Raw genomic sequence first — 14,837 nt, forward strand, 5'->3', positions numbered from 1 at the left:
GGGCCCGGTGGCCTGTCCAGGCCGAGTGGGCCCGGTGGCCTGTCCAGGCCGAGTGGGCCCGGTGGCCTGTCTAGGCCGAGTGGGCCCGGTGGCGCTCCAGGATGTCGGTCACCGTGGTGCGGAGTTGCTCGCTGGTGTCGGGGCCGAGGTGTTCGGTCAGTTTGCCCATTTCGGCGGTGACGTCGGCGTTGAAGGCCCGGGCCGCGGCGCGGCCGGCGTCCGTGAGGGTGGCCTGGAGGGCGCGGCGGTCGCCGGGGACGGGTGAGCGCTGGGCGAGGCCGAGTTTCTCGGTGCGGTCCATGAGGCCGGTGAGGGCGGCCTTCTCCACGCCGAACGTCTGTGCCAGCGCCGCCATGCCGCGTGGGCCGTCCAGCAGGCCGCAGAGGAGCTTCGCCTGGACGGGGGTCAAATTGTGCCGCTCGGCCGTGCGCCGGTAGATCCCGCGGATCAGCCGGGTGAGCTGGATCAACCCGGTGGCGAGGTCCTCGACAGGCCCGTCGGCGTCCGCGGCGCAATCGTGTGCGAGTTCCTCCACGGGAGATACATTACATGCCGCAGACAGTTAATGCCGCGTACAGTATGCTGCGTTAACTACTTGTCGTTCCAGCTGGGGAGAACTCTGATGGCGAAGCTTCTGGTAATCGTGGGCAGCACCCGCCCCACCCGCGCGGCCGACCGGGTGGTGCCGTGGGTCCTGGCCCAGGCGCAGGCCCAGGAGGGCTTCGACGTGGAGCTGGCCGACCTGCGCGAGTGGCCGCTGCCGATCTTCGGTGAGCACCCGGGCACCCTCGGCGACATCACCGACCCGACCTACTCCGACCCGCTCGTGCGCGCCTGGAACAAGAAGGTGAAAGAGGCGGACGCGTTCCTCATCGTCACCCCGGAGTACAACCACAGCGTCCCGGCCGTGCTGAAGAACGCGATCGACAGCGTGTGGCTGTCCTTCGGCTTCCGCAACAAGCCCGTCGCCACGGTCGGTTACAGCGCCGGCATCGGTGGCGGCATCCGCTCCATCGAGCACCTGGCTCAGATGTTCGTCGAGACGGAGGCCGTTCCCCTGCGCAACGCCACCGTGCTGCCGTTCGTCAACGACGCGTTCGACGACCAGGGCCAGCCGGTCAACCCGATGACCAGCGCCGCCCTGAAGATCATGCTCGACGACCTGACCTGGTGGACCGCGGCTCTCGACAAGGCCCGCGCCGGCGGCGAACTCGTCCCCGGCCAGCTCCGCGCCCGGGCCGCCCTCACCGCTCTCAAAAAAGCCTGAGGAAGACCCTGAGAGAGTCAGTGGTACCGGGGTACCACTGACTCCGCGGATTGCCTCCCGCGGTACCAAGGTCCGGGCGGTGCGGCTCCCTAGCGTTGATCCCAGGATCGAACGAGGGAGGCGGCACCATGATCGAGGTGCGGCAGGTTACGAAGAGGTACGGCACGAAGACCGTCGTCGACGCGCTCGACTTCACCGCGAAACCGGGGCAGGTGACCGGTTTTCTCGGGCCCAACGGCGCCGGGAAGTCGACCACCATGCGCATGATCATCGGCTTGGACGCGCCCACGAGCGGGTCCGTGACCGTGAACGGGAAGCGGTACGCCGAGCATTCCGCGCCGCTGCACGAGGTCGGGGCGCTGCTGGAGGCCAAGTCCGTGCATCCCGGGCGGAGTGCGTACAGCCATCTCTGGGGTCTGGCCCAGACGACCGGTATCCCGCGTCGCCGGGTGGATGAGGTCATCGAGCTGGCGGGTCTGACCTCTGTCGCCCGCAAGCGGGTCGGAGCGTTCTCCCTCGGGATGGGGCAGCGCCTGGGGATCGCCGCGGCGCTGCTCGGGGACCCGGCCGTGGTGATGCTCGACGAACCGGTCAACGGGCTGGACCCGGAGGGGGTGCTCTGGGTGCGCAACCTGCTCTCCGGGCTGGCAGCCGAGGGCCGTACGGTGATGCTCTCCTCGCATCTGATGGGTGAGACCGCGCTGATCGCCGATCATCTGGTGGTCATCGGACGGGGCAAACTGCTGGCCGACACGAGCGTCGAGGCGCTCGTGCAGCAGGCCGGCATCGGTGCCGGGATCCGCGTGGGCAGCGATGCGGCCGAGCGGCTCCGGCAGGTGCTGGCCGGCCCCGGGGTCAGCGTCGCCTCCAGCGCAGACGGCGAGCTCGAGGTCTCCGGGCTCAGCGCTCGCGAGGTCGGGGAGATCGCCAACCGGAACAACATCCCGCTGTACGAGCTGAGCTCCCGAGCCGTGTCCCTGGAGGAGGCGTTCATGGAGCTCACCCGGGACGCCGTCGAGTACGGAAAGGTCGCCGCCTGATGGCCACCCACGCTGCCACCCCGGTCCGCTACCGCCTCACCTTCCGCGGTGTGGTCGCCGGCGAATGGACCAAGTTCTGGTCACTGCGTTCCAGCTGGATCACGCTGGGCGTCTCGCTGCTGCTGCTCGTGGCGATCGGGGTGATCGCCGCCCTGACCTACACCCCCGGCGCGGCCGAGGCGCCCGGTCCGCCCGGCACGGACGCCTCCAACGCTGTCGGTCTGGCGCTGGCCGGTTCGACCTTCGCGTCGCTCGCCGTCGGCGTCCTCGGCGTGCTGATCGCCGCCGGCGAATACTCCACGGGCCTGATCCGGGCGACCATCGCCGCGATCCCCACGAGGCTGCCGCTGATCGGGGCGAAAACACTGATCTTCGGGGTGGTCGCGTTCCTGGTCACCGCCGTCGGTGCGGTGCTCGCCTTCGTCCTCGGCTCTCCCCTGATCAGCGGCGAGGCGATCGCCCTGGGGATCGGTGGCGACGGCGTGCTGCGCAGCCTGATCGGCGCGGGCCTCTACCTCGGGCTGGTCGGCGTCTTCGGGGTCGCGCTCGGGATGCTGCTGCGCTCCAGCGCCGGTGGCATCGCGGTGCTCGTCGGGCTGCTGCTCATCATCCCGGGTCTGACCGGCCTGCTGCCGGACTCGTGGGCCGACAACATCTCGCCCTACCTGCCCAGCAACGCCGGCGGCGCGGTCATGGCCCTGCACGAGTCGTCGGGTTCGTTAGGACCGTGGACGGGCCTGGCAGTCTTCGCCGGCTGGGTCGCCCTGGCCCTCGCGGGGGCGGCTTATCGGCTGGTCAAGACCGACGTCTGAGCCTGATCCGCGACAATGGTCCCGATGAGCACAACGCCGAGCGCGCAGGCCCGCCTGCTGGCCGTCCAAGGCTGGCTGCGCCGCGCCGACCAGCGCCACCGCTGGGTGCTCGACCTCGCCCTGATGGCCCTGGTCACCGCGACGAGCGTGCATGACCTGGTGTCGCCCGACTCCCGGGGGCCGTTCGAGAACATCCACCAGGCGGACCTGCCGATGTGGGCGCTCATCGCGCTGGTCGCCGGGATGATCCTGCCGCTGTGGTGGCGCCGCCGGGTGCCGATCGCCGCGTTCGGGGCCATCGCGGCGGTCTCGCTGGTGCAGTTCGGGTTCGGCGTCTGGCTCCAGACCGGGGTGAGCCTGCTCGTCGCGATCTACAGCGTGGCCGCGTACGGATCGCTGCGCGCACTCGCCTGGGCGTACGGCATCACGGCGGTCGAACTGAGCCTCGCCGTGTTCCTGCTGGTGCCGTTCGGAGAGCCGCTGGTCGGCCTGTTCCTGCTGCTCGGCACCACGGCGGGTGCGGCGTCGATCGGGCTGGTGGTGCGCACGCGGGGCGCGTACCTGAACGCCCTGGAAGATCGGGCGGCGCAGCTGGAGATCGAGCGGGACCAGCGGATCCGGCTCACCACCGCGACCGAGCGCTCCCGCGTGGCCCGGGAGATGCACGACATCGTGGGGCACAACCTCGCGGTCATGATCGGGCTCGCGGACGGCGCGGCGGTGCTCGCGGAGAGCCGTGGTGAACGCTCGGGCGAGCCGCTGCGGCTGATCGGCGAGACCGGCCGGCAGGCGCTGGGCGAGCTGCGCCGGGTGCTCGGCGTGCTGCGCAGCGAGCCCACCGACGAGGACGGCCTCAGCCCGCAACCCGGCCTCGCCGACCTGGACGACCTGATCGCCCGGGTGCGGGCGGCCGGCCCGGCGATCAGTTACCGCACCACCGGCGACGTGCGGGATCTCGGCGGCGGCGTCCAGCTGACGATCTACCGCATCGTCCAGGAGGCGCTGACCAACACCCTCAAGCACGCGGGTACGGACACCTCGGCCACGGTCCTGGTCGACGAGGACAATGGCTCGGTGCGGATCAGCGTGACGGACACCGGGTCGGCGTACCCCCAGGGGCCGGCCGGCGAACCGGGCCACGGCCTGGTCGGCATCCGCGAACGCGCGGGTCTCTACGGCGGCGAGGTCGTCGCCGGCCCCCGCGACCAGGGCGGCTGGCTGGTCGACGTGGTGCTGCACAACCGCCCCGCCCCGGAGGACCGATGACGACCGTCCTGATCGCCGACGACCAGCCGTTGCAGCGGATGGGCTTTCGGATGCTGCTGGAGGGCACGGCCGGCATGGACCCGGTCGGTGAGGCGGGCAACGGCGCCGAGGCCGTCCGGATGACCGCCGAGCTCCGGCCCGACGTGGTGCTGATGGACGTCCGCATGCCCGGCATGGACGGCATCGAGGCCACCCGCCGCATCACCGCCGCCGGTGACCGCACCCGGGTCCTCATCCTCACCACCTTCGACCTGGACGAATATGTGTACGCGGGCCTCCGCGCGGGCGCCAGCGGTTTCCTGCTCAAGGACGCCCGCCCCGACGAACTGCTCGCCGGCATCCGAGCCGTGGCAACCGGCGACGCCGTGGTCGCGCCGAGCCTCACCCGCCGGCTGATGAACGCGTACACAAAAAGCAAGCCGGCACCGGCCGGCCAAGGCCTGGAATCGCTCAGCGAACGCGAACTCGAGGTCCTGGTCGCCATCGGCCAGGGCTGGACCAACACCGAGATCGCCCAGCACTTCGTCCTGACCGAATCGACGGTGAAAAAACACGTCGGCCGCGTCCTGTCCAAAATCGAGGCCCGCGACCGCATCCAGGCCGTCATCTTCGCCTACGACAAAGGCCTCGTCGAACCGCGCTGAGCGGCGCATCACGTCTCCGCGCCGACCTGCACACCTTCGGGGCCGCTGAGGTCTTTCGGCACGTCACGAAGAAGGGGAACCAGCAATGGGTACCACCGCGGGTGAGCGCGAGCCAGGTGATCGAGAGTGGGGCTGTTCTCCATCAGGAACGTCGCATAATCCAGCCAATCCTCATGATTAGCTGCCGCCTCGATCTCCCTGCTGTGAAACAGTCCGACTTCGAGCACATCCCCCAACATCTCGCCGACAGCCAGGACCTGCGACCGTCGATCGCCCACGGCAGGCAGCGCCTTACCCTCGTAGAAATATGGCCGCAAGGAGGGATCCTCGTAGAAGAATCGCAGAATTCCATGGAGCAGCTCTATCGGTTGATGCGTACCGCTCAATCCCGCCATGGACCATTGCAGCCGCAGTTGCTTCAGGAGCTGCGTGGCCTGCCAACCGTTGAAAGCCAGGGACGCCAGGACACCGATCACTCCGACGACCGTAGCTATCAGAACCAGCATTGATCGTCACCTTCCCGCGCGCCACCCCACCCTTGAACCAATGCTGCGACGATAACCTGGCCGCAGGACTCATAGACCAGCTTCACAGTCGCGATGGCAGTCCGAATGCACCTGCCATTCCGCCTCAGGCGTTTCGTCTTCTGCTGGTCAGGGCGGCCGTGGCGGTCAGGAGCAGGCAGGCCGCGAGAGCTGTCAGCGCGACCACCGTAAGTCCGGGCCAGTGCGGGAGCGGGAAGGCCGACTTCGCGAGCGGGAGGGACCAGCCGGTCAGCTGCCACGTGAGCAGGGCGATGCCGGTCCCGGTGAGGACTGCGGCCACAACCAGCAGGGGGTACGCCCAGAGCGTCACCGCCCGCGATCCCGCCCGGCTCAACCCCTGCACCCGCAGCGCCGCAAGATCGGCCCGGTCGACCGTGCTGCCGAGGATCAGTGCGCCCGCCGCGAGCAGTGCGGCCAGGATCCCCGCGAGGAGCGCGAACTCGAGAGCGACCGCCGGACCCTCGTTGCCGAGCTGGGTGCGTACCTGTGATTGCCGGATGTCGGCGGTGATGGCGAGACCCGCGTCCTGAATTTTTACCTTGATGTCGGCCGGTGCCGAGGCCGAGAGCCAGACCTGTGCCCTGGCCGTGGTGTCCGGGTCGACGGCCAGCCGGTCGGCGTAATCGAGGTCGGTCAGCGTGCCCGTGGCGCCGAGGCCCGGGATCACCGGCAGCGTGGCTCGCGGGGTGATCGGGAAGGTGTTGCCGTCGAGGCCGGGCAGGGTCGGGCCGGGCGATCGGCCCGCGACGGCGACCGGCAGCGGGTAGGGCGTGTCGGCGGGCCGGACCAGTACGCCGTTCGGCAGACCCGCCAGGCCCTGCACACCGATCCGCAGACTGTCCGCGCCGACGGTCACCGAGCCGCCCTCGGAGCTGCGCCACGGTCCGAGGGCCTTGACCCCGGAGAGCTTCACCGTCAGCGTGCCCGCGGTGTCGAGGGTGCCGTAGCTCCCGACGATCTTCATGACGCTGAGCCGGCAGCCGTCGGTGCACGCCGAGACCCGTTCGCGGTAGGTGTGCGGGCCGGGGAGCATGCTGCCGACCGTCACCACCGAGTCGTCGAAGGTCACGCTCAGCCGGGGGCTCTGGCCCGCGGGGAAGCCTTCGGCGGTGACGTCGAGAACCACGTCGGCGCCGGTCAGGGTGATCGGCGGGGCGGATTGCGGGTGCAGGGCCGCGGCGACAGTCTTCGGGTCCGGGGCGCTGGCCGGCCAGGTGGGCACGGTGGCGAGGCGGGTGGTGTCGACGGCGAGGGCGGGCGTGTCCGGGAAGGACATCGCTGCCATGGCGTACGCCCCCGACGGGTCAGCCGTCCGCACCGCGGTGAGCAGTTGCCGGCGGGTGACGTCGGCGACGGTGAGGACGCGGTCGGCTCCGGTGCCGAGGCCCGCCTGGACCTCACGGTCACGGGCGGCCGTGCCGTTGGCGCAGGCGGCATACCCGGCGATCGCCACGGCGGCGGTGACGAGAGCGAACAACCGGGCCGCGCCGGGCCGCCGGGAGAGGTGGTATCCGGCGAGGGCGGCGCCGAGCCTGCCACGGCGCAGGGAGCGCGCGGCGTACCAGGAAGCGGCCGGGAGCAGCGCCCACGCGGCGAGCCGGGACAGGGCGATCAGGATCAGCGCCGCCGCGAACGTGCCGACCCCGGTCAGCGTCCCGCCGGAGACCGCGAGCTGCGCTCCGGCTCCGGCAGCGAGCAGGGCGAGGGCGATGTCGAGGACGATCGTGCCCGCCATCCCGTTTCCTCCGGCGGCGCGGCGGATCAGGGTGGCGGCCGGGGTACGGACGTGGCGCTGCGCAGCGACCCCGGCGGTGAGGGCGGCGGCCAGCGTGGCCAGCGGCGCGTACTTCAGGGAGGCCAGTCCCGGGTCCGCGCCGAGACCGGGGAAGCGTACGGCGGTGAGCGCGTTGACCAGGAGCTGACCCGCGAAACAGCCCGCGACGGACCCGGCCACGATCGCCACCAGGCTCTCGCCGGTCGCGAGCCACCAGCGCTGGCCCCGGCGGGCACCGCGCAGGGCGACCACGGCGAGTTCGGGGCGGCGGGTGTCCATGCCGGAGCTGACGGCCAGGAAGATGGTCAGGCACGCGAGCACGATCAGCGGCACGGCCAGCACCGGCACGATCAGGTGGGCCGACGAGCGTCCCGCGTCGATCCGGTCGAGCAGATCGGGCAGCCCGGTGCTGAGCGTGATCCCGCCGTTCCCCGCCTCGGTGGCGTCCTGGAGCGACGCGAGACCCGAGCGCAACGCGGGCAGGCTGTCCACGTCCAGCGCGTCCGGGCCGGCGATGCCGTCGATGAAGAGCTGGACGCTGCCGCGGTCCATCGCCACCATCGTGGGGTTGCCGACGAAGGCCGGCTCTCCGGGCCAGCCACCCGGGTCCGCGGCGAAGTAGCCGTGCGCTCCCCAGTAGGCGTCCCCCGGATCCGCGACGTGGTAGATGCCGGCGACGAAGAACTTCCTGCTAGCGCCCCGGGCCACGTACTTGCGCACTTCGGGGTTACTGACGTAGACGGCGTAGGAAAGGGTGATCGAGTCGCCGGCGTGCAGGCCGAGCCGGTCAGCGGTGTGCTCGCCGAGCACGAGGTCGCCCTCGGCGGCGAGGCAGCGGCCGCTGCGCATGACAAGGTGCTCGCAGGCCTGCTGGCGGAAGACGAATCTGGTCCGGAACTCCTCGTCGCGCTCGATGCCGATGGTCGCGTATTCGGCGGAGTACACGTAGGAGAAGCCGGGCAGGTCGACCAGTGCCGCTCCGGCTCCGCTGAACGTCACGTCCTGGACCGGGGCTGCCGCGACCCCGGCGTCGCGCTCGTCCTGCTGGACCGTGCTCATCTCGACGCTACGCTCGGCGGCGCTCGCCGTCGCGATCTGGCCGGCGGCCACGGCACGGTCAGCCGCGCGCAGGTAGGCGGGTGCCGCAACCACCGCGGCGACCCCGAGCAACGCCAGCAGCGCCACGGTGAACGCCTGCCCACGCCGGCTCCACGCCATGGACAGGACGAGCGCGATCATGAGCGGCTCCGGGCGGAGATCCAGGCGGTCAGGCCGAACAACCCGAGAGTTGCGGGGATCGCGGGCAGCCACGGGGGCGCGGCACCGGCGACGGGTACGGCCACCAGCGCCGCAATCAGTCCACCGAGGACGGATACGACGGCGAGGGCGGCCGGGACGGCGTACGAGATGGTGATCGCCGTACGCGACGGCAGGCCCTGCGCGCGCAGCGAGCGCAACCGATCGGTCTGAGGTCCGCGGTCGACAACGGCCGCGACTGCGGTCATCGCCGCCGCGAGCAGCACCGCCACCACGACCGTGAACAGCGCGAACCGTCCTGTGGCAGCCAGCCCCTGCCGCGAGTACCGCTCGGCGCGTGCCGTGGTGGTGTCCTCGCCCAGGACCGTCACGCCGGCTGCCTTCAACGCCGTGACTATGCCGGGATCGGCGTCCGCGGTGAGCCAGACCTGTGCCTCGCCCCGCAGCTCGGACTCGCCCGCGACCCGCCGGGCAGCGTCCAGGTCCGCGAGGATGCCGGTCGCGCCGACCACGGGCAGGCTCCGCGCGGTGCCGGTGACCTGGACCGGCAGGGGCTGCGTACCGACCCCGATGATGGCCGGGTCGGCCAGCCGCCAGACACTCGGCGCGTTACCGGCCAGCACGACCGGCAGCGGAAGCCGGCTGTCCGCGGCGTAGACCGAGTCGCCCGAGACCCCGTTCGGGCCCGGGTCGGGTGTCATGGACAGCCCAGCGGCCGTGGTGCCGATCGCCAGCGAGACGCCGGTGAAGTCGGTCCGCCACAGGGTGGGGTCGGCGAGCTGCGCGGCGCCCGCGATCGCGGTGTCCGGGCCGCGCTGGGCGAGGCCGCGGATGGTGACCGTGCCGGGGACGCGACGACCGTCCGGGGTCGACGGGCTGGTCAGCTGCCACCGGACCAGGCGGCAGCCCGGCGTCGCGGTGCAGCCCGGGACGGCCGCTTCGACCGTGTGCTCACCCGGCGCGGCCGCGGGGAACCGGACACGGGCGATGACACCCGTGGCCTCGTGCTGCACCAGCAGGGTCAGGTCGGCCGGGACCGCGCGGCCGTTGCGAACCGTCAGGCTGAGCGTCGTTCCGGTGATCAGCGGCAGGCTCGGCGCGGAGACGCCGTTGTTCTCCACCAGGACGAGCGGCGGGCTCGCCGACCGATCGACCAGGGCTGCCCGCGCCTGCTTCCCGCCCGGGTCGGCCCGGTGGACGGCCCACAGCAGGCTGGTCACGGTCGGGGCCTGGACGGTGAGAACGCGGGCGGCGCCCAGCTCCTGCGCGGCACGGCCGGCTCGATCGGTGCGTGCCACGGCGAACCCTCCGGCGGTGGTCGCGGCCAGCGCCACGGCGACGACGGCCAGCGCGAACACCCGGTCGGTGCCGGGCTGACGGGAGACCTGCACCGCGGTCAGGCCGGAGCGCAGCCGCCCGGCGCGCAGTGCCACCCCGCCGGCGCGATCCGCGACCAGGCCGAGCAGCCGGGCGAGCACCAGTCCTACGGCAAGTGCGACCAGGGCGGGGGCGACCGAGCCGACGCCGCTGTCCGGGCTGCCGGAACGCGCCTGCACCACCGCACCCGCGGCCACCACGATCAGGGCCAGGTCGGCGACGTCCCCGCGCCAGTCGCGGCGGCCCACGCGCACCCGGCGCAACAGGACCGCGATCGGCCCCCGCGCGAGCACGAGGTCGACCAGCGCGAGCACCACCAGGGCGATCAGCATGGCCGCACCGACTGCGGCGGCTCCGAGACCAAGTGCAGAACCCAGCTCCGGGCGTACGGGTGCCCCGCCGGACAGCAGCCGAGCGGCCAGCACACCGAGGGGCGCACCGGCGATCGCCCCGCCGAGCAGCGGCAGCAGATGCTGGCCCAGCGCCAGGCGCAACACCCCGAACCGGGTGCCGCCACGAAGCTTGAGCAACGCCGCGTCGGCCCGGCGCTCGCGCCCGGTGTAGCGCCCGGCGAGCCCGGCCGTCAGCCAGCCGAGCACCAGCACCTGCCCGAGCGCGATCAGCACGCCGCGCCGGATCGTGCCCCGCTCGTCGTCGACGGCGTCGAGCAGGGGGCCGGTGGCGTTGTCCACCTTCGCGCCCGCGGCGGCCGAGGCGATGACCGGGCGCAGGTCGTACCCGTCGTCCCCACGCAGGGCGGCGACCGGCAGCGGCACCGTGTAGGTGACGTCGGCCTGCGCAAGGCGCGGATCCGTGAACGTGGCCGCCGATGTGTAAAGGGTGTCGCTTCCCGGTTCGTAGATGGCGACGACCCGCAGGCGTACGGGCTCGGTCAGCTCACTGCCGAGCTTCAGCTTCAGCCGTTGCGCACTCGCGACACCGACCGCCACCTCGCCGGCCCGCTGCGGGCAGGAGCCGGTCAGTCGCGCGGTCGAGCAGAAGTCGGCGCGGTAGACGAGCTTGTCGCGGCTCAGGCCGAGCACCGGATGTGCACCGGGAACGGGCAGCGCGGCCCGGGCGACCCCGGCGAACTCGTCGAGGGCCCGGGCCGGGTCACCGTTGATCGGGATCGAGCCGTGCAGGGTGACGGTGCGCTGCTCGGGTGGCGCGGACTCCACCACCGTGGTGGCGGCGCGGGTGGTGACGGTCAGGGCGTACCACGGCCCGGCGGCGGCCACGGCGGCGAGCAGAGCGGCGATGATCAACAAAGCGGCGGTCTGCGGAGTGCGGGCTCGGATCGCGTTGAAGACCTCTGAACTCATCGGGCTCCACATTGCCATTCGGTTAAGTCAGATCTTGACTTAACCGCGCCGGATAGTAAGTCTTCTTTTATGTCGATGCCTGTCGATGTCAATGAGGAGGCCTTGTGAGGCGATCCCTGACCGTTGCCCTGGTGACCGTGCTGGCCGCGGCCACCGCTGCCGCACCGGCCGAAGCACACCGCCGTGAGCTGGTGCTCGGCAGTTACTCGGCCGGCAACACCTCGTGGCAGCCGCTGCCGGCGACCTGGCTCGGCAAGGACAGCGGCACCGCCGCCGACGCCACGGTTGTCGTGGACCCGAGCCAGCCCCGGCAGCGCTACTCGGGGATCGGCTTCTCGCTCGACGAGACGAGCGTGTCCAACCTGTGGAAGCTCACACCCGCCGAGCGGGACCGGGCGATCCAGCTGCTCGTGGACCCGCGCACCGGCGCCGGGCTCGACCGTTTCCGCCTCACCATCGGCAGCCCCGACCTCATCGAGCATCTGCCGTTCTGGTCCTACGACGAGCTCCCCGCCGGGGTCAGCGACGATTTCCCGCTGCGGCACTTCTCCATCCAGCGCGACCTCGACCTGCACATCGTCGACACGGTCAAACTCATCCAGCGTTACAACCCGCGGGCCACGTTCTTCGCCTCGGCCTGGAGCGCGCCGGCGTGGATGAAGACGAACAACCGATTCACCGGCGAGGTCGCGTTGCTGCCCGGGAGCACGAGCTCCTACTACCAGGCCGGCAAGCTGCGCGACGACTGCATCGACGTATTCGCGCGGTACTACGTCAAATACCTGCAGGCGTACGCGAAGCAGGGAATCAGGATCGATGCTTTGACACTGCTCAATGAGCCGGGCATGGACGTCGTCTACCCGGCCATGGACATCACCGTGGCCCAGCAGCAGAAACTCTCCGTCGCGATCAAGCGGGAACTCGCCGCCGCGCGGCTTGGCACCGACCTCTATGTGCACGACTTCAATTTCTGGGACTGGCGGGACCCGAACAGCACCGCGACCAAGAACTACTACCGGATCTTCGATGACCCTAAGGCCCTGCGGGCGGCCGATGCCATAGCGTTTCACCCATACTGGGGCGACCCGGAGGTCATGCGGGACGCGTACGAGCAGTACGGCAAACCCGTGCACCTGACCGAGACCAGCGATCTGAGCCCGGCGACAATTCTCGACTATTTCCGGCTCGACGCGAGCTCGTATGTCATGTGGGCACAGACCACGGATCAGGACGGCGGCACGCTGCACTGGACCGACAAACGCGACAACAATGTGGACTGGGAAGAGGTCGGCCGCACCACCAAGTGGCCCGATCGCCTGGTCAAGGTCGACACCACGACCCGCACCTTCTCGGTGCGCGACGAGCTCTATGCGATGGGCCAGTTCGCCAAATACCTGACCCCCGATTTCGTACGCGTAGAGTCCGGCACCCCCGGCCACGGCATCAGCAACGTCGTATTCCGGGACCGCAACTCCTACGTCGCCGTGGTGGGCAACAGCAACCCGGATGCCGCCCGCGTCCGCGTCGTCGTAGCAGGGAAGTCGTTCGTCGCCGAGGTGCCTGCCGGGGCGTACGCCACCTATCGCTGGACCCAGAACCCGCCCACCGGGCACAGCCACCCGCCGGTCCTCACCGCGCCCGCGGAGGTCGTCGCCCAGCAGTACGGAACCACGACGTTCTCGTTGCGTGGCACCAGCCGGCTCTCCTACTACGCCGTCGACCTGCCCCCGGGCGTGAGCGTGGACGCCGCCACCGGGCTCGTCACACTGACCCCGGTCGCGGCGGGATCGCAGGACCTGACGTTCTACGCCACCGACGGCCGTGCGCGCGCCGAGGCCAAGGTGCACGTCACCGTGGAACCGCACGGGGCACCTGTGGGCGTACGCGTAGAAGCCGAGGCCTACACCGCGCAACACGGCTGGACGGACGGCGGGGCGAACTTCGTCGAGAACACCGCGTCCGCGAGCGGCGGCAAGAACGTGGGCTGGACCGCCGCGGGCAACTGGCTGCAGTTCCGGATCGACGTGGCGCAGCCCGGCCGCTACGAACTGGAACTGCGCGCCGCCAACGGATCCGGCTCCGACGCCGTCGATGCCGTCTCCTTCCGCGACGCGACCGGCGCCACCGGCACCACCCTTGCCACGCTCACCGTGCCGGCGACCGGGGGCTGGGCTTCCTACGAGTCGCTGCACACCACGGTCGAGCTGACCGCGGGCGACCAGCTCGTCACCGTCCACTGCGAGACCGGAGGCTTCAACCTCGACTACTTCCGGCTGTCGCCCCTCACAGACAGGTGAGGCAGTTCCAGGGGTCGTCGGAGCGCACGGCGGTGACGGGGCTCTTGTCCCGGGCGGGGGTAGATGACGTGGTCGTCGCCAGGAAAGCGATGCCCAGCACGGCAAGGACGGCGACGGCAAGGACGATCAGACGGGAACGCATCATGACTCCGGGTTCATCGGTGGGGTGACGACGCGCAGGGCGCCGAGGGTAAGACCGAGCTGGAACCTGTTCTCCACGCCGAGACGATCCATCAGCGCGCGCAGCATGTTGGTGACCGAACGAGGACTGATCGTCAGGATATCGGCGGCGGTCCGATCCGTGTGCCCCGTCGCGAGCAGGGCGATCAATGCGTGCTCGCGCTCCGAGAGCTGGATCGGTGCGACAAGTGCCTGCTGCCGGGTGACGGCGGAACTCCAGTGCCGGTCGAACAGGCCGGCCAGCGCGTCCATGACAGCGGGGCCGCTGAACTCGAAGTAGCCGCGCTCGAGGTCACGCGGATCGGCCGGGATCAACGCCACCCGCCGGTCCACCATGAGCATCCGCAGCGGCACGTCCTCGGAGTCGTAGCACTGGTAGGACGTGCCGTTGACCAGGTGGCTGCTGACATCCAGCCGGTCACCGTCGGCGAGCGGCGGGCGCAACAGCCGGCACCGGACGCCCCGGTCGAGCAGCGCCGCGTCCACCGGCGCCGCGGCCCGCGCCGATTCGGCGTCGGGCGACTGATCGGGGCTCATCGTCCAGAGCTCGTGAATGTCCTGCCCGACGACTTCAGCGAGACGCGTGCGGGCCGCTGCCCGGCTGGACAGGTAGCGCATGCCTTCCGCGAAGCGACCCGGCAGACCGGGAACGGTGGACGACGGCAGGGCCGCGGCGATACCGGAGAGGCGCAACCCGTTCATGACCTCCCGGTGGCTACGCACTCGCGAGTCCGGGTCGATCTGCCGCCGGTTGCGGGAGCGGAGCATGTCGATGACGGCGGCCGGGCGGCGCGCGGTCCAGATCCGGCTCACGGCACGCACATCCGTGGTGGAGACGGCGGCGCCGCATTCGCGCAGCTCGGCTAGGGCCTCAGCGGTGCGGCGGGCCGGCAGCCCGAGCTCGACCGCGAGGGTGCGCTCGGTGCGCGAGCCGAACGTCGTCAGGGTGCGGAAGACGAGATCAGCGTCGCTGGACAGTCCCCAGCGGACCAGGGACGGAACGGCGGCGCCCAGGGGTACCCGGGTACGCGTCACTCCATCGATTCTCATCGTGTT

The 14,837-nt window shown here is 70.9% G+C and carries 12 protein-coding genes; 6 read left to right on the plus strand and 6 right to left on the minus strand.

Annotation, left to right across the window (positions count from 1 at the left end):
* Positions 1-70 precede the first annotated feature (70 nt).
* The gene (locus tag Ahu01nite_RS12125) at positions 71-535 is read right to left on the minus strand and encodes a MarR family winged helix-turn-helix transcriptional regulator (protein WP_203836586.1); all 465 of its coding nucleotides are present in this window, start codon (positions 533-535) and stop codon (positions 71-73) included.
* Positions 536-622: 87 nt separating this feature from the next.
* Here Ahu01nite_RS12125 and Ahu01nite_RS12130 point away from each other — a divergent pair, with 87 nt between their 5' ends.
* The 5 genes from Ahu01nite_RS12130 (at position 623) to Ahu01nite_RS12150 (ending at position 5,029) form a co-directional block, all read left to right on the plus strand.
* A complete protein-coding gene (locus Ahu01nite_RS12130) occupies positions 623-1,267 on the plus strand; it encodes an NADPH-dependent FMN reductase (RefSeq protein ID WP_203836587.1) in 645 nt (214 codons plus the stop codon).
* A gap of 128 nt (positions 1,268-1,395) precedes the next feature.
* Entirely contained in the window at positions 1,396-2,307 is a 912-nt protein-coding gene (locus tag Ahu01nite_RS12135; protein ID WP_203836588.1) for an ATP-binding cassette domain-containing protein, read from the plus strand.
* Complete coding sequence (locus Ahu01nite_RS12140; protein WP_203836589.1) at positions 2,307-3,119, plus strand: ABC transporter permease; 813 nt, start codon at positions 2,307-2,309, stop codon at positions 3,117-3,119. Before Ahu01nite_RS12135 ends, Ahu01nite_RS12140 begins: the two co-directional genes overlap by 1 nt.
* 24 nt (positions 3,120-3,143) lie before the next feature.
* Positions 3,144-4,385, plus strand: a complete 1,242-nt coding sequence (locus tag Ahu01nite_RS12145) for a sensor histidine kinase (RefSeq protein ID WP_203836590.1) — start codon at positions 3,144-3,146, stop codon at positions 4,383-4,385.
* Entirely contained in the window at positions 4,382-5,029 is a 648-nt protein-coding gene (locus tag Ahu01nite_RS12150) for a response regulator (protein WP_203836591.1), read from the plus strand. The genes Ahu01nite_RS12145 and Ahu01nite_RS12150 overlap by 4 nt, the downstream gene beginning before the upstream one ends.
* 8 nt (positions 5,030-5,037) lie before the next feature.
* On the opposite strand, the gene Ahu01nite_RS12155 is transcribed toward Ahu01nite_RS12150, so the two are convergent.
* From Ahu01nite_RS12155 to Ahu01nite_RS12165, 3 genes are all read right to left on the minus strand, one after another.
* Positions 5,038-5,535: a hypothetical protein gene (locus Ahu01nite_RS12155; protein ID WP_203836592.1), complete on the minus strand. Its 498-nt coding sequence runs from the start codon at positions 5,533-5,535 to the stop codon at positions 5,038-5,040.
* Positions 5,536-5,659: 124 nt separating this feature from the next.
* Complete coding sequence (locus Ahu01nite_RS12160; RefSeq protein WP_203836593.1) at positions 5,660-8,587, minus strand: FtsX-like permease family protein; 2,928 nt, start codon at positions 8,585-8,587, stop codon at positions 5,660-5,662.
* A complete protein-coding gene (locus tag Ahu01nite_RS12165; protein WP_203836594.1) occupies positions 8,584-11,304 on the minus strand; it encodes an ABC transporter permease family protein in 2,721 nt (906 codons plus the stop codon). The genes Ahu01nite_RS12160 and Ahu01nite_RS12165 overlap by 4 nt, the downstream gene beginning before the upstream one ends.
* Before the next feature lie 104 nt (positions 11,305-11,408).
* Between Ahu01nite_RS12165 and Ahu01nite_RS12170 the strand changes: the two genes are divergently transcribed.
* Complete coding sequence (locus tag Ahu01nite_RS12170; protein ID WP_203836595.1) at positions 11,409-13,601, plus strand: carbohydrate-binding protein; 2,193 nt, start codon at positions 11,409-11,411, stop codon at positions 13,599-13,601.
* Here Ahu01nite_RS12170 and Ahu01nite_RS12175 read toward each other — a convergent pair.
* A complete protein-coding gene (locus Ahu01nite_RS12175) occupies positions 13,588-13,746 on the minus strand; it encodes a hypothetical protein (protein ID WP_203836596.1) in 159 nt (52 codons plus the stop codon). The genes Ahu01nite_RS12170 and Ahu01nite_RS12175 overlap by 14 nt on opposite strands.
* Entirely contained in the window at positions 13,743-14,831 is a 1,089-nt protein-coding gene (locus Ahu01nite_RS12180) for a helix-turn-helix transcriptional regulator (RefSeq protein WP_203836597.1), read from the minus strand. Before Ahu01nite_RS12180 ends, Ahu01nite_RS12175 begins: the two co-directional genes overlap by 4 nt.
* Between the last annotated feature and the right edge of the window lie 6 nt (positions 14,832-14,837).

This window comes from Winogradskya humida (genome assembly GCF_016862215.1).
GTDB classification, from domain to species: domain Bacteria; phylum Actinomycetota; class Actinomycetes; order Mycobacteriales; family Micromonosporaceae; genus Actinoplanes; species Actinoplanes humidus.